Annotated in this window: 9 protein-coding genes; 7 read left to right on the forward strand and 2 right to left on the reverse strand. The window is 66.2% G+C overall.

All coding sequences use genetic code 11. The features are described 5' to 3' along the window. Positions 1–667 precede the first annotated feature (667 nt). On the reverse strand, positions 668–1,573 hold the full coding sequence (locus OG289_RS47995) for a phytanoyl-CoA dioxygenase family protein (RefSeq protein ID WP_327320314.1): 906 nt from the start codon (positions 1,571–1,573) through the stop codon (positions 668–670). A gap of 478 nt (positions 1,574–2,051) precedes the next feature. Here OG289_RS47995 and OG289_RS48000 point away from each other — a divergent pair, with 478 nt between their 5' ends. From OG289_RS48000 to OG289_RS48025, 6 genes are all read left to right on the forward strand, one after another. Beyond that, positions 2,052–5,273, forward strand: a complete 3,222-nt coding sequence (locus OG289_RS48000; protein WP_327320315.1) for a non-ribosomal peptide synthetase — start codon at positions 2,052–2,054, stop codon at positions 5,271–5,273. A gap of 856 nt (positions 5,274–6,129) precedes the next feature. Then, positions 6,130–7,011 (forward strand): cytochrome P450, encoded by an 882-nt coding sequence (locus tag OG289_RS48005; RefSeq protein ID WP_327321022.1) that lies wholly within the window; start codon positions 6,130–6,132, stop codon positions 7,009–7,011. Between the two features lie 236 nt (positions 7,012–7,247). Further along, positions 7,248–8,273, forward strand: a complete 1,026-nt coding sequence (locus OG289_RS48010; protein WP_327320316.1) for an ATP-grasp domain-containing protein — start codon at positions 7,248–7,250, stop codon at positions 8,271–8,273. A 52-nt stretch (positions 8,274–8,325) separates the two neighbouring features. Then, positions 8,326–9,597, forward strand: coding sequence for an LLM class flavin-dependent oxidoreductase (locus OG289_RS48015; protein WP_327320317.1), 1,272 nt, complete (start codon positions 8,326–8,328; stop codon positions 9,595–9,597). Further along, positions 9,590–11,356 (forward strand): alpha/beta fold hydrolase, encoded by a 1,767-nt coding sequence (locus OG289_RS48020; protein ID WP_327320318.1) that lies wholly within the window; start codon positions 9,590–9,592, stop codon positions 11,354–11,356. The genes OG289_RS48015 and OG289_RS48020 overlap by 8 nt, the downstream gene beginning before the upstream one ends. Positions 11,357–11,393: 37 nt before the next feature. Further along, entirely contained in the window at positions 11,394–13,853 is a 2,460-nt protein-coding gene (locus OG289_RS48025; protein WP_327320319.1) for an amino acid adenylation domain-containing protein, read from the forward strand. A 15-nt stretch (positions 13,854–13,868) separates the two neighbouring features. On the opposite strand, the gene OG289_RS48030 is transcribed toward OG289_RS48025, so the two are convergent. After that, a complete protein-coding gene (locus tag OG289_RS48030) occupies positions 13,869–15,044 on the reverse strand; it encodes an MFS transporter (RefSeq protein WP_327320320.1) in 1,176 nt (391 codons plus the stop codon). 554 nt (positions 15,045–15,598) lie between these two features. On the opposite strand from OG289_RS48030, the gene OG289_RS48035 reads away from it, so the two are divergent. Beyond that, the gene (locus tag OG289_RS48035; RefSeq protein ID WP_327320321.1) at positions 15,599–15,814 is read left to right on the forward strand and encodes an MbtH family protein; all 216 of its coding nucleotides are present in this window, start codon (positions 15,599–15,601) and stop codon (positions 15,812–15,814) included. Positions 15,815–15,902 lie beyond the last annotated feature (88 nt).

Raw genomic sequence — 15,902 nt, forward strand, 5'->3', positions numbered from 1 at the left:
GCGTTTCACCCGCCTCGGGTGCGGGCGACTCACCTTCCTTTGAGTCGCGGAGAAGCTTGGCATCCCGATGCAGTGTGATCCCAGGTGATGGTGTGGCCTGAACCATATCCGTGTCCCCCTCGTGTTTCGGATCAACTTACTGCCCTCTGCAGCTTGTTCCTTTTGGTTCCCTCGCAAACGCCGTGCTGCGGGTCTCTGGGAAAAGTACAGTCAATATTGGCCACAGTCCGGGCGGCTTCAACGTGACTTGTGTGATGGTCCAGCCGATCACACCTGCGGTATGCGCAAGCCGGTGTCCGGAGCGTGCATCAGTTGAGCGTTTCCACTATCAGGGCACGGTGGAGTTTACTGTGCAAATCGCCTACGGCAACAGACAGTTCAAGCGGTGGCGAACCCTTGCGTCCAGTGGTAGCCGCCCCCGCCACAGTTACTATGCGCATCCGGCGAGATCTGGTCGTGCCCAGTCGCGTTGGCTCGCCGACTGAGCGTCCTCGGTAAGGATCGCAGCCCTGCAGGCAGCGGAGTCACGCGAGTGCCGTCGACCGCTCGACGCGCGTCCCGCCCATGGGCGCCGGCCACGACTGCCGGGGAGCCGCGTCCTCCGAGACTGCTCCGTCCTCGGTACCCGCTCACCCCGTTCCGTGTTTGGGTAAGGCACCGGGGACTTTCAACGTTTGACAGTTCCTTCACGCAGCCGATCGATCATCCGGCGCGTGGCGTGGAGCGGTGTCTCCGTGTCAGCCGCGTCAACGGCGATGCCGGCATTGCGGACCGCGATCTCTTCGTCCCAGGCCTCCATGCCCGCGAAGGGGATGGTTTCACCGGGGACATAGGGCGGATACGGTCGATATGTGTTGATCTCGGCGGTGGGCTCACCGCGGACCAGGATCGGATCCAGATAGAGTCCGTCGCTGAGAATCCGAGTGCTTGTCGGGATGTAACCGATGTCCAGTCCGCAGCGGCGTCGCGCGGACGTGTTCGGCTCCGAGCAGTGCAGGATGTTGGGGTGGTGGATCTCGACGTCACCCGGATTCAGTTCGACGTCGACGATTCCGCACCGTTCCGACCATTCCTGGACCAGCTTCTCGTCGGAAGCTGAGAACAGCATGTTCGGCGAGTCCGTCCGACGGGTGGGCTGATAGAGGGGTAGACAGTGGCTGCCTGGTATCACGCGCAGGCAGCCGTTCTCCGTGGTGCACTCGTCGACGGCGATCCACACGGTCAGCGCCTGCATGGGATCGAGCTTCCAGTAGGCGCCGTCCTGGTGCCACAACACCGGCTGGCCGTCGTAGGGCGGCTTGCATATGTAGTGGGCCGTGAAGCATGCGAGGTCCGGGCCGAGGAAGAATTCCGCGATGTCCACCAGCCCGGGGTCGGAGACGAGCCGCACCCAGAAGGCGTCATTGCGGATCAACGGGTGATGCAAATGCTCCGGTCGCAGCTCCGGATACCGCTCGGTGAGCCACGACACGTGCGCCTTGATTTCTTCCACAAGGCTCACGGGAATTGCATTGCGGATGATGCTGAATCCGTTTTCTTCGTACTCCGCTCGAACCTTTTCCAAGGTACTCAATGAAACTCCCTTATTCGCGATTCTGGGGTTTCTGGTGCAACGGCTGAGAGTCGATGAAGGGCTTTTCGGGCGCACCGGGTCTCACGACAATGCAATGCCGCCCGAGTCTCGCATGAGGTTAGCGGACTCATCAGCGCGTGCGCCAGAATGCGGAGACCGCATCGTCCACTAATACCGCTCATCGAACGCTGCTGTGCGTGTCGTGTTGATTTGACCGTGTGCCTGATATGGTCTCGGCGCACATTCGAAATGTGAACCGGTACGGCGCGCCAGGGCCCGCGTCCGGGCCTCTGCGGCTGTGCTCGGGTCGCTCGTCCCTGAGTCGCCTCGCCGTTCGACGGCGCGATGCAGATGTGCTGCGCATGCGTACGAGTGACAGAAGTTTTCAGTCGAACACTCAACACGGCCGTGTGGGGTGAGTGCCGCCGTCCGCTTGAGTGTCGGTCGTGTCACGAAGGCACAGACAGGGGAGTCGACCTTGGACGACATCACGTCGTCGGCCGTGACCAAGCCCTTCCGATCCGTCGGCCGGACGAATCCGCAACCGGTCTCCTCCGCCCAGCTTCGCATCTGGTTCCTGGACCGATTGGCGGGCGGAAAGCCGACGTACAACCTGCCGATCGTCGTCCGGCTGCAGGGCACACTCGACCGTGCCGCGCTTGAGGCTGCCCTGGCCGATGTCGTCGCGCGCCACGAAAGCCTGCGTACTGTGTTCGCTGACGTGGAAGGGCGGCCGGTCCAGCACGTGTTGGGCGAGCAGCAAGGGCGGCCGGTCCTTGAGGTGCACCGAGTGGATCCTCCCCAGTTGGAGCGTGAGTTGGCCGCCGCGGCGGCGCGTCCCTTCGATCTGGCAACGGAGACACCCCTGCGGGCGAGTCTCTTCGAACTCACTGAGGACGAGCACGTACTGCTGCTGCTGTTGCACCGCATAGCCTGCGACGGGTGGTCGGCGGGCCCGCTCGGCCGGGATCTGATGGAGTTCTACAACGCACGGTGCCGCGGTGCCGTCCTGGACCGGACCGAGCCGGCGGTGCGGTACGCCGACCACATCCTGCGCCGACAGCGGCAGCTCGGTGACCCTGGGGACCGGCACAGCCTTGCGGCACGGCAGTTGACGTACTGGCGGACGACGTTGTCCGGGATGGGCAACGAGATCGCGCTGCCCTTCGATCGCTCGCGTCCGGCGAAGCCGAGCTTCCGTGGCGACTCGGTCAGGTTCGAGGTGGCATCCGGGGTGCATGCGCGGCTGGCTGAGCTGGCACAGCGCACTGGAACGACGATGTTCACGGTGCTCCACGCCGGGCTCGCCGTTCTGCTCGGCCGCCTGACCGGTGAGATGGACATCGCGATCGGAACACCCGTGCCGGGGCGCACTCACTCGGGGTCGGAAGACCTCGTCGGACACTTCGCGAACACCGTCGTGCTGCGGACCGATCTTGCAGGCACCCCGACGTTCGCTGATTTGCTCCACAAGGTACATGCGGTGGACCTGGCCGCCTTCGCACATCAGGACGTCCCGTTCGAGCAGGTCGTCGAGGCGGTCAACCCGGAACGGGTTCTGGGACGCAATCCGCTGGTTCAGGTTTTCATCACAGCGCAGTCACTGGAGCACGAGTGGGGGCTGACCGGACTGCGCACCACTGCGAGCGAGCGCCCTTTCGGGGCGGTCGAGTTCGACCTGAGCTTCAATTTCGACCCGCGATACGAACCTGATGGAACCGCGGTGGGCATCGTCGGCGAGGCGCGGTTCAGTACGGACCTGTTCGACCGGACGAGTGTGGAAACGATCGCCGAACGACTGGTCCGCGTCCTCACCGCGGTGGCCGCGGACGCCACGCCGGCCGTCGGTGACATCGACGTTCTCTCCACCGCTGAGCGCGAGACCCTCCTGAGCGGCTGGAACGACACCGCGAGGGAGGTGTGCGGGCAGAGCGTGCCGGAGTTGCTGGAAGCACGGGCCGCGAAGACCCCGGACGCGGTGGCGGTGCGGATCGGATACGCGGAGTTGACCTACGGCGAGTTGAACGCGAAGGCCAATCGTGTTGCCCGCTATCTGATCAGCCGTGGCGCCGGGCCGGAGTCGGTGGTGGCGTTGTCGATGCCGCGGTCGGTGGACCTCGTTGTCGCGGTGTGGGGGACGCTGAAGGCCGGCGCGGCCTATTGCCCGATAGATCCGGAGTACCCGGTCGAGCGAGTGTCGTTCATGCTGGCCGACTGTGGTGCTCAGATCGTTTTGAAGGAGCCGGTGCACGCGCGCGACATGGCGGACACGAACCTGACCGACGCGGACCGTGTCATCCCGCTGTTGCCCGGACACCCCTGCTATGTGATCTACACGTCGGGATCCACCGGTGTGCCGAAGGCGGTCGTGATGCACGGTGCGGCTCTGGTGAACCTCATGAGCTGGTACCAGAGGGCAGGGGAGAAGGAGGGCTGGTCCGCACACCGGACCGCCAACTTCTCGTCGATCAGCTTCGACATGGCGATCATGGAGATTCTGATCTCCACCGTACGCGGCGGATGTCTGGAGATCCCGGAGGAGGAGACGCGCCGAGATCTGCACAAGCTGGTGACGTGGCTCGCGGAGAACGAAGTCAACGAGATCTTCGTGCCCAACCTCGTTCTCGCGGCGCTCGTCGACGCCAGCGGAGGCACGGCCGGCGGCCTGCCCCGACTTCGGCATGTGGTCCAGGGCGGCGAGGCGTTCAAACTCACCGCCGAATTGGCGGCGTTTCGACGGGCTGTGCCAGACCGTCGCCTGATGAACTACTACGGTCCGACCGAGACGCATGTGGCCACGGCGGCCGTCCTGCCCTCCGATCCCGATGAGTGGCCGGCCGAGGCGCCGATAGGGCGGCCGATCGACAACACGCGGACTTATGTGCTCGACCGTTGGCTGAAACCGGTTCCGGTCGGGGTGCCGGGCGAGTTGTACATCGCCGGGGCCCAGTTGGCCCGCGGATACCTCAAGAGACCGGATGCCACCGCCGCCCGATACGTTCCCGATCCCTTCGGTGAACCGGGAACGCGGATGTACCGGACCGGGGACGTGGTGCGCTGGTGTGCGGACGGGCAGTTGATGTTCGTGGGCCGGGTGGACGACCAGCTGAAGATCAGGGGTTTCCGGGTCGAGCCCGGGGAGGTGGAGGCCGTTCTGCGACGCCACGAGGAGGTCGTCCAGGTGGCTGTGATCGCGGTACGCGAGCGCAGCACGTCGGCCAAACGTCTGGTCGCCTACGTCGTACCCGCGACCGCGACACTGACGCCGGCTGTCCTGCGTCGCCACGCTGCCGAATTCCTGCCGCACCACATGGTGCCGAAATTCCGGCTGGTCGACCGTTTGCCGTTGACCCCCAACGGCAAACTTGACCGAGGCGCTCTGCCCGCCCTGACCGAGGAGGCCGGCCGGCCACCGTCCAGCCGGGTGGAACATGAAGTCTGCGACGTGTTCGCGGAGGTTCTGGAGAAACCGGTGGCCGATGTCGATCAGAACTTCTTCGCGTCGGGTGGCCACTCCTTGGGAGTACTGCGGGTCGTGTACGGCATTCAAAGGCGCCTGGAGGTGAGCCTGCCGGTAACGGCAGTTTTCGAGCACCCGACGCCGGCCGGGATCGCGCGGGCCCTCGGGCAGGCCGAGGGCCTCGAAGAGAGCGCTGATCCGGCGACGGCGTCCGCGACGCACGAGGCTCCGCGCCGCTGACGCCGGCGGCCGCCGTCAGCTCATCGCAGGGCGCCTCTGGTTCGGGCTGAACCGAGGCCGACGGGCGAAGAGGTCGCCGTGTCGCGCTCAGCCGTTCCTGTGGGGGAGTCTGTCTGCGGGCTGATGTGCACCTCTTCCACCATTTCTCATGGTGTCAGTGCTGGGCCCGTTTTGACGCGCGCCGAAACCGCTGAAAATCGCGGATTAAAATATCCGGTGCGCTCGCGTTGTGTCGGTGCGAAAGAGCGACACTGGACAACTGCACTTCCCGCAAAATATGCTGCGAAGCGTCGCAATGGCCATCGAGAATGGGGGTGGCATCATGTCGTACAACCACTGACAAAGAAGTGAGAAGCTGGCGACAATTGTCAGCATTCAGGTGGCGGAAGCCTCGAAGGGTAAAGAGACTTCGTGACCTGACGGGGCGTACGTCGTGCGCATCTGCCTCTTTCGGGCGTGTGAAATGCGAGCGATGCGGATGCGGGCAGCGTGCGCCCCTGCTCCGGCATTCAAGGGATTTCTTTCCGACCTGCGATCCTAGGCGACTTCACATTTCGATCAAAGGTGATAAAAAGTGACTCCCATTTCCGTTTACGATCCGCTGCGCAGCGAAATGATTCGAGACCCCTATCCCACTTATGCCAGGATGCTCGAGGAGACGCCCATCCACTGGCACGCGGGGATGGAGGCGTGGGTGGTCGTACGGCACGCCGACTGCGTGCGTGTACTCCGGGAACACGAGACGTTCGCCAGGGACCCCCGTCGCAACGGTGAGGAGATCCCGGAGTTTCGCCAGAACGTCCAGATGATGGACCCGCCGCAGCAGACGCCGCTGCGTCGGCTCCTGGTGGGCGCGATGCGCTCACAGGACAAGAAGAAGCTGTTCGACGACGCGGTCGCGTTCCTGCGCAGCACGCTGGGCGGTCGGCGGCGGGACGAGCCGTTCGACTGGATGTCGGATGTGGCCGCACCCTTCGCGCTCCACCTGTCCGCGAGCCTTCTCGGCGTCCCCGAACCGGACGCGTCCGACTATGCGGAGATCTCGCACGGCATCGCGCTGCGCATGGACTCCGGTCTCGCGCCGGAGAACATTCCGGAGGGGGATGCCGCCCGTAAGCGTCTGAACGACCTCGGGGAGAGCTGGTTCCCGCGTCCCGAGGGGGATGACGGACTTGTCGCCCAGCTCGTAAGGCGAGCGGATGACGAGTTCCTTGGTGGGCACTACATGCGGAACTCCGCGGCGATGATGTTCAACGCGAGTTACGGGACGATCTTCGCCATGGTCGGCAATGCGGCTCTCCTGCTGGCGATGATGCCCGAACTGCTTCCGCAGCTGTCCCGGCCGGGGATCCAGCCGACCGGCGTCGACGAACTCGTCCGATATGACGGGCCGGCACAAGGGACGAGCAGGGTCGCGGTCACGGAAACAACGATCCAGGGCACTCGCATCGCCGCCGGGGACTCCGTGGTGACACTGCTTGCCGCCGCCAATCGCGATCCCCGGGTTTTCGACGATCCGCACGACATCAAGCTGGACCGCCGGCCGAACCCCCATCTCGGTTTCGGCTCGGGACCACACGCCTGCTTCGGTTCCGAATTCGGCAAGTTGAGCATCTCCGCGATGATCAACGCATTGAGCGACGACGGCGTGCGGCTGCGTCTCGCGGCCGAGCCCACTCGGCGCACCACCGCCACGGTGCGGAGCCTGGACGTTCTTCCGGTGTGTCTCGAGCGATGACCTGAGCGCCAACGCTGATCGGACTGAAGGGGTTGGTAGGCGTGCATGCGGTTCTTCTCGGTGCCGAACAAGAAGCGATCGAAGAGTTGGTCAGGATCGGACACTCCGTCACCGTGCTGTACGTAGCACACGACCGGGTGGTGCTCGAAGGGTGCCGGGATCTGACCACGCACTGTGCCTTCCTGCCGTCGTTCGATCGGCCGGAACTCGCCTGGGCGGCCCTGGTCCACCTCGGCGTGGCCGACACGGTGGACGTCGTCATCCCCGGTCACGAGTTCGCGGTGACCACAGCAGCCATCCTGAATGAGATCCTCGGGCTGCAGAAGCGCATGGACCCCGCAGTCGCCCTCGCCGGACGCGACAAGCCGCTGCAGAAGAGCCTCTGGCAGCAGCACCATGTCCCCACGGCGCGATACAGGGTCTTCCCCGAGAAGCCGACCAGCGAAGCGGCGCTCCGCCGCGGTCTGGGCGATCTGAACCCGCCGTACGTGGTGAAGCCGACGGCGGACGGCGGTTCACATCTGGTCTTCCGCGTCGACACGGTGGAGGAGTTGTTCAGCCGGCTCAGCGCCATCACGGAGCTGGAGACGTGCATGGTCGAAGAGTGGCAGTCGGGGGATGAATGGCACTTCGACGGCGTCGTCGCCGACGGCCGCATCGAAAGCTTCATGGTGTCGCGTGACGCGACACCCGCGATCGAGACCAAGTCCGGAAGCCCGTTTCGCTCCATCGCCCTCCCCGCCAAGCTGTACCCGGAACTCTACGACGAGGCACGTGCGTTCGCGGAGAGCTGCCGGTCGGCACTCGGAGGCGAGTGCGGTGCATTCCATCTTGAGGTGTTCGGGGAACCCGGCAGGTTCGTCGCCGGAGAGCTCGGCTGGCGCCCGGCCGGCGGCCTGATCAGCGTCAGCGCGCTGCACAGCATCGGCGTCAGCCTCTGGGCGGCGCATGCGCGCGCGCATGTCGGTGCCGACGTGACGCCGCCCGAGTTCGAGCCCACGGGCGTTTTCGGCTTCGTCTGCCTCCCGGTCAAATCAGGGTTTCGCAACGGCGTGACCCGGGCCGATCTGGAAGGGCTCCCCGGGGTCAGACACCTTCGTATGAAGGTCCGGCCGGGGGAGGTCATGAAGGAGAAGAAGACCAGCTCGATCGCCGTCGCCTGGGCCGTCATCGAAGGAGACGACGTCGAGCACTGCGAGAAGCGCGTGGAAGACGCCATTCGACGGGTGGCCGAGATGCACGAGGCGAAGAGCAGGCCGTGACCACCCACGGACGAAGATCACCGGTTCCGATGAGGCGAAGGTTGTCAGATCCGTGAGCATCCACCTGAACCTGTTCATGCTGCTTCCAGGTCATCACGACTCCGCTTGGCTGCACCCCGAGTGCGAATCGGTGCGCGTCACAGACGTCGACTACTACCTGGAGCTCACGCGCATCGCGGAAAAGGGGCTGATGGACTCCGTGTTCATCGCCGACGCGCTGTGGCACAAGCCGCGCAGCAACTACTGTGCCGGGCTCGAACCGCTCACCCTGCTGGGCGGTCTCGCTCTGGGAACCGAGCACATCGGGCTGATCGCGACGGCGTCGACCTCGTACTACGAACCCTTCCACCTGGCGCGTATGTTCGCGTCGCTGGACCACATCTCGGGTGGGCGCGCCGGCTGGAACATCGTCGTGTCCAACAGCGTCAACGAGGCCAGGAACTTCAACAGGTCGAAGATGCTCTCCCACCGGCAACGCTACGAGCGTGCCGAGGAGTTCCTCGAGGTGGCCAACCGGCTGTGGGAGTCGTGGGACGAGGATGCGGTGATCCGGGATCGATCCACCGGTCACTACACCGACCCGGACCGGATCCATCTCGTCGAGCATCAGGGTGAGTACTTCAAGGTCCGCGGGCCGCTCAACATCCAGCGCTCTCCCCAGGTCCGCCCCTTCATGGTCCAGGCAGGGGCGTCGGAAGCGGGCAGGTCGTTCGCCGCCCGCCACGCCGACGCGGTGTTCACGGTCCAGGAGAACGTGCACGACGCCGCGGGATTCCGCACGGAGATGCGCCGACGTGCCGCAGCCAACGGACGCACCGTCAAGGTGCTGCCCGGGTTGCTGCCGATCGTCGGTTCGACCGAGGCCGAGGCGGATGAGAAGAAGCGTGCGCTCATTCAGATGCAGGCCACCGATTACGCCCTCGAGCACATCTCGATGATGCTGAACGTCGATCTCACCGACTGCTCCGTCGACGCGCCCTTTCCCGTGGACCGCCTGCCCCCCGCGGACAGCATTCAGGGCAACCGCACGACCTACGAGCTGATCACGGGCATAGCCCGTCGTGGTGGCGTCACGGTCGGCGACATCATCGCTCTGCAGGGTTTCGGGCGCGGCCATCTGGTGGTCACGGGCACACCGGAGCGCATTGCCGACGTGATCGAGACCTGGATCGACGGCGGTGCGGCCGACGGATTCAACATCATGCCGCCGGTGTTTCCCGTCGGCCTCGCCGACTTCGTCGACGAGGTGGTGCCGTTACTGCAGAAGCGCGGGCTGTTCCGCACAGAGTACGGCGAGAAGCGGTTGCGGAGTCGCTATGAGTGAGCGGACGCACGAGGGGCACGGGCGCCTGCCGGACGAACGCGAGCAGGGCGATACCGCGGACATGACCTCACGGCTGCGCGAACACCTCGCGGCCTTCCTGTCCCGCGAGGCCGTCCCGACGGAGTTCGTGTTCGTCGACACGTTTCCGGCGCTGCCCAACGGCAAGGTCGACAGAGCTGCTCTCGGGCGACTCGCCGCTGCCGAGGCCGCGTCTGAGGAGCCTCCACAGCTGCCGGAAGTCGGCGCCGCACCCGGCGACGAGGTGATGACCGACGATGTGGACTTCCTGGTGCGGCTCTTCACCAAGGAGTTGTCACAGGCCCACATCGGCCTCGACGAGGATCTGACGCGGTTGGGCGCCAACTCCCTGGTCCTGGTGAAGGTGTGCGCGGCATGGACGGACCGGACCGGGCGACACGTCGACGGCGCTCGCCTGCGCCGCAACCCGACGATCCGTAACGTCCTGGCCTGTTCCTCCCCGCCCGCAAGGGACGCGGACAACGCTGACGTCGTCGTCGACACCCATCGCTTCGAAGTCCCCCTCGACCACGACGATCCGGCCGGCCCGTCGATCACCGTGTTCGCCCAGACGGTGGTGCGCCGTGAAGCGGCCGGCCATCACCTTCCCTATCTGCTCTTCCTGCAAGGCGGCCCGGGCGGGCAGTGCCCCGATCCGCGCAATCTGATCCCGAAATGGCTCGACGCCGCACTGGACCGCTACCAGGTGGTGCTCCTCGACCAGCGTGGCTGCGGCCGCAGTTCGCCCGTCACCACTGATTCCATCGCGGGTCTGACGGCGACCGCCGCGCTGGAGCGACTGCGGTGTTTCCGGGCGGACGCCATCGTCCGGGACGCCGAGTTACTGCGGGAGCGCATCCTGCGCATCCCGAGCTGGACGCTGCTGGGGGAGAGCTACGGCGGTTCCATCGCCCTGACCTACCTCTCCCACTTCCCCGAGCGAATCGACAGGGCGTTCATCTCCAGCGGGCTCATCGGTCCGGTCAGTTCCGCCGACGACGTGCTGCGGGACACCTTGGCGATGAGCAAGAAGAAGAACGCCGAGTACCACGAGAGATATCCCGACGACGAAGCCGTCATCGAGCGGATCGTGGACCACTTGCGCGAACACGAGGTCGTTCTCCCGACAGGAGACAGACTGTCGCCCGAGCGGCTGCGGATGCTGGGCCTGAAGTTCGGATTCGACGGCGGCATGGAGGCGGTCCACGACGTCATCCAGACCGCCTGGGACGGAGATGATCTGACCGAGGCCTTCGTGAAGGCGGTGGCCGGGACCGACATGTCCAGCTCGCCCCTGTTCTATCTGCAGGAGTACATCTACGGAATGCCCGGCTGTGCCACCCGGTGGGCCGCGGACCGTCTCTACGCGGACGAGCCGGCGTTCAGCGACCACGCCCGGCCGTTCCACTTCTACGGCGAGGTGACCTTCCCGTGGATGTTCCGTCAGATCGGCGGTCTGAGACCGTTCGCCGAGGTCGCGGACGAGCTTGCCCGGTACACCGGGTGGACGAGCTTGTACGACCTGCCGCAGTTGGCGCGCAATACCGTGCCCGTATACGCCGTGGCGGCCATGGACGACCTCTACGTCCCCGCCGCACAGCAGTTCCGTACGGCACAGCAGATCGGATCGTGCTGGCTGTTCTTCTCCGCGGACTACAACCATGCGGGCTTGATGAATGACCGTGAGGGCCTGGCCCGACTCCTCGAATTCGGGTCAGTACCACGAACCCGGAGGACGTGAGACCGTGTCATGCTCACTGTTTGAGCAGGTCAGAGCAGTGGCGCTGGACGACCCCTCGCGGCTGGCCGTGTCCGATCGGGCGACCACGCTCTCGTACGGCGAGCTGGTGTCGAGAGCCGAGGCCCTCGGCCGCCGGCTCGTCGACCGGGGAGCCGGGCCGGGCGATCGAGTCGGGGTCATGGTCGAGCGGGGCGTCGACCTGGTGGTGGCGCTGTTCGGTGTGTCCGCCGCCGGGGCCGCGTACGTCCCTCTCGACCCGCGATATCCGAAGGACAGGCTGCGGGCGATAGTCGAGGACGCCGATCTCGCACTCCTGGTCACGGATTCGAGCGGAGCGGAGTTCTCCGTGCCCGCGAAACGTGTCTCCCTACCGGGGGCCGCCGCACCGGGCCTTGCCGAGCTGGTGCTGCCCACACCGTCCCCCCAGGACCCCTCCTATGTCATCTACACCTCCGGATCGACCGGCCGGCCCAAGGGCGTCGTAGTCACCAATGCCAACGTGGCCGCGTTGTTCGACGCGCTCGACGAGACCTTCGGCATTCCGTTCGACGACACCTTTCTCGCCGTGACGAGTGTGTCGTTCGACATCGCCGTCATGGAGTTGCTCTGGCCGCTCACACGTGGCGGAGCAAGTGTCGTGAGCCCGGACCGGATGGTCGACCGTCTCGACCCCCACAGCGATGGCAGCCTTCGGGGCTTGATGCGGCGCTTCCGGCCCACGCTCTTCCAGGCGACGCCTTCCCTGCTGTCGGCCATCGCGTCCTACGAGGAGACCTTGCGGTCGCTGCGCGGCCTGCGGGTGCTGTCCGTAGGGGGTGAGGTGTTTCCGGTGGGGCTCGCTCGGCGCCTGGTGACGGCCCTTCCCGACGTTCGGGTGTGCAACATGTACGGGCCCACGGAGGCGACCGTCTGGTGCGCTGTCCATGAGGTCACGTCAGAGGAGGCTCAGGGCACCGCGATTCCCATCGGGGCGGCTCTCGGGCACGCCCGTCTCCGGGTCGTCGACGACCATGGCGTTGACGTGGTCCCGGGAGAGGTGGGGGAGCTGTGGGTCGGCGGTCCCTGCGTGACCGCAGGCTACTTCCGCCTCCCGGACCGCACCGAGGAGCGGTTCGTCGACGAGGCCGGTGATGCGCCGCGACGTTGGTACCGAACCGGCGACAGGGTGCGCAGCCGGTCGGACGGCGCACTCGAGTTCGTCGGCCGATTCGACCGGCAGGTCAAGATTTCCGGAGTGCGGATCGAGCTCGACGAGATCGAGGCCGTCCTGTCCACCTCTCCCGACGTACGCACGGCCGCCGTGGTCGCGCAGCAGGGACCCGACGGTTCTCACAAGCTCGTCGCCTACGTCCAGCCGGTGCTCGCCGGGAGGAACCGCACCGTGTCCGGCGCGGAATCCGACCACCGCAGGCATTGGGGCCAGATATGGGACGCCGCGTACGCACAGGAGCCGAACGCCGAGTTCGTCGGCTGGCGCAGCAGCTACACAGGCGATCCCATACCCGTCGGCGAGATGCGCGAATGGCTGGACGACACCGTGCGTCGGATCGAGTCGATCCGACCGCGTCTGGTACTGGACGTGGGGGTCGGGGCCGGTGCGATCCTGCGGAGGATCGCACACCGCACGGAACGCTACGTCGGGATCGACGTGGCCCAGGCAGCGATCCAGGCCGCGGCCCGGCACCTGGACGATGAATGGGATCACGTCAGTCTGCGGGTCGGTGACGCGGACAGCCTGGCCGACGTGCGTGCCGGCGAGGTCGACACCGTCGTTCTCAACTCGGTCGTGCAGTATTTTCCCGGCCTGTCCTACCTGTGCCGGGCGCTCACCGAAGCCGCCCGCATCACAGGCCCCGACGGCGCCCTGTTCGTCGGAGACGTCCGCGACCCGGCTCTGCTCGAGGCGTTTCATGCCACGGTCGTCCTCCATCACGCCCCGGCCGACACTCCCGTGGCCGAGCTCGCGGCGATGATCCGACACCGGGTGAGCATGGATCGCGAGTTGTGCGTGCCCGGGGAGTTCTTCGCCGAGTACGCGGCGAGCGCCGGGATGGCCGTCCTGCCTGAGCTCAAGCGAGGCGCGGCTCGCAACGAGCTGACGTCCTTCCGGTACGACGTCACGCTCCTGGGCGCTCGCAGAGCCGCGGACCTCGACGACCTGGCCGCACATGTCGAGGTCGTGCCGTGGGACGAGGTCGGTGGCCTCGCCGGCGTGAAGGAACTGCTCGGACGACCCGGGCCGGAGGCGGTGACCGTTGCGGGAATTCCGAATTCCCGCCTGACGCTGCCCTTGGCGCTGTGCGGGCAACTCGCTGAGGCGGCGCCCGGGGACACCGCCTGCGACGTCGAACGCAGGCTCGCGGCCCACGACAGTGCGGACACGCCGGACATCGAGTCGGTCGCGGTGCTCGGTGACCGGGCCGGTCGCCCGGTCAGGCTCGTTCCGGACGCGCGTGGAGCGCGCCGCTATGACGCTCGGTTCGGGCAGCGCCGGTGACGGACCACAGGGCCCTCACGTGCGGAGTTCGCGGACGTCCCGGCTCATGAGGGGCAACAGGCAGACGACGATGAAGGCGATGCCGCACGCGACGCTGACGGACTTCGCCCCGTATTCCGCGGCCAGCGGGCCCATGGCCAGCTGCGACAGCGGGATCGCCAGGTAGGACAGCAGATCGTCGTAGGCGGCGACCCGCGAGAGGGACTCCTCTGGAACGGCCGACTGCAGAGTGCTCTCCCAGGTGATGGCGGCCACGGTGAAGCCGAGGCCGCCGATGAAGGCGGTCACCGCCACGATCCAGGCGTCCCCGGACAAGCCGATCGCCAGCAGAGGGAGGCCCGCAAGGGTTCCCCAGATCCGCCCGTCCCGGAGCGGACGGCGCAGAACGATCTTCACGGCGACGACGCTCATCACGAGCAGTCCGATAGCGCGGACGGTCTGCACGGTGCCCCAGCCCACGGCGCCGTCCTTCCCGGACACCACCTGCGGCCCCAAGACGTTCCACGGACCCACGTTGAAGGCGTTCACGAGAGCGAACGAGATGGTCATGATGACCACCCAGCGCATCGACCGGAAGACGGTCCAGCCTTCGACGAGGTCGCGCCAGAGCGGCCGGTCCGCCGCCGGTGGCCGGCTCGTCCCGGGGATGCGTGTGAACGCCGCGGCGGCCAGGACGAAGGAGGCGGCATCGGCCGCGAGAGCCCACCCGCCACCGACCGTGGCCACCAGGACGCTGGCGATCATGGGGCCCAGGATGCGCACGGCGTTCTGGCTGCTGGCCAGGAGCGCGTTGGCGCGCTGCAGGTCCCGACGCTCGACGAGTTCGGGGACGATGCCGCGCAGCGCGGGTTGTGAGAAGGCGCTGACGGCACCGCTGATGAGGACCAGGCCGGCGATCACGAAGAGGTCGTAGCGATCTGTGATGAGGATGACGGCCATCACCGCCATCACGGCAGCGGTCGTCAGGTTGGTCACGATGAGCACGGCTCGCCTGCTGACGCGGTCGGCGACCGCGCCCCCCAGGAGCAGGAGCACGAGGGTGGGGATCATGTTGGCAGCGAGGACGATGCCGAGATCGGTCGCGCTGCCGGACGCCTGGAGCACGGCGAGGGCAAGTGCGACGGTGGTCATGGACGAGCCGGCGAGATCGACGGTGCGGCCTGCGTAGAACCAGCCGAACCGGCCGCTCAAGAGGTGCCTTAACGGTGTGGGGGACGCATTCGCTGTATCGGTCACGTCGACACTATCGGACACGGATTCTTCCAACCTGCCGCAGTGGTTTGCCAGTTGGGCTGGCAACGTAGCGAAGCCGCTGGTAGACGGCTTTCGATCAGAAGAACCGTCTTCACCAGTGGCTTCGGCTGCCTGTCTACCGATCACATGCCGACGTGTCCAGTTCTGGCCCGGCTTCCTCGCACGGTGCCTGTGCGAACGCCGGCGTGGGACCGTCTCGCGCGAGCGTACGAGCGCCGACCGACGGGCTGCTCGCCTCCGGACAGGACATGCGTCGTGCGGAGAGGAAGGCCGTTCTGGAGGGGAGTCGACGGAAAGGGAAATTGCGCTACCCTGGCGGAGTTGGTGGCGGCAGTCGGACCCATTACGCAGCGGCTTTTCCCGCAATCCGGTATCAGGTTGCGGCATTTCAGGCCAGGGTGCGGCCGCGAACCCGGCGCCATGGGCCGCCGCGCCATTCCTCACTCGCCTCGAACACGGTCGACCCGTCTGAAAGTTGGTGAGACAGCAACATGGCCAATCCGTTCGATGCCGAGGACGGAACCTTTCACGTGCTCGTCAACGACGAGATGCAGCATGCGATCTGGCCGACGTTCGCGGAGGTTCCGGATGGCTGGTCCGTGGTTCTCGAGTCGACGGATCGCGAGTCCTGTCTCGACTATGTGAATGCGCATTGGACGGACATGCGGCCGAAAAGTCTGGCAGAGACCGTGACGCGCGGTCATTGAAAAGCTCCTTCCGGCGTCTCCGGGCAGCGGCGGCAGGTACCGCCCGGCACGGAGCGAAGAGCGCTTTGATCTATGAATGCGTGACCGG

It is taken from the genome of Streptomyces sp. NBC_01235 (assembly GCF_035989285.1).
In the GTDB taxonomy this organism is placed as follows: domain Bacteria; phylum Actinomycetota; class Actinomycetes; order Streptomycetales; family Streptomycetaceae; genus Streptomyces.

What these genes read in the sequence shown, in the direction of transcription:
- OG289_RS48005 (WP_327321022.1), top strand. Translation starts at nt 6,130, where the DNA reads ATGCGCTCACAGGACAAGAAGAAGCTGTTCGACGACGCGGTCGCGTTC.
- OG289_RS48020 (WP_327320318.1), top strand. Translation starts at nt 9,590, where the DNA reads ATGAGTGAGCGGACGCACGAGGGGCACGGGCGCCTGCCGGACGAACGC.
- OG289_RS48035 (WP_327320321.1), top strand. Translation starts at nt 15,599, where the DNA reads ATGGCCAATCCGTTCGATGCCGAGGACGGAACCTTTCACGTGCTCGTC.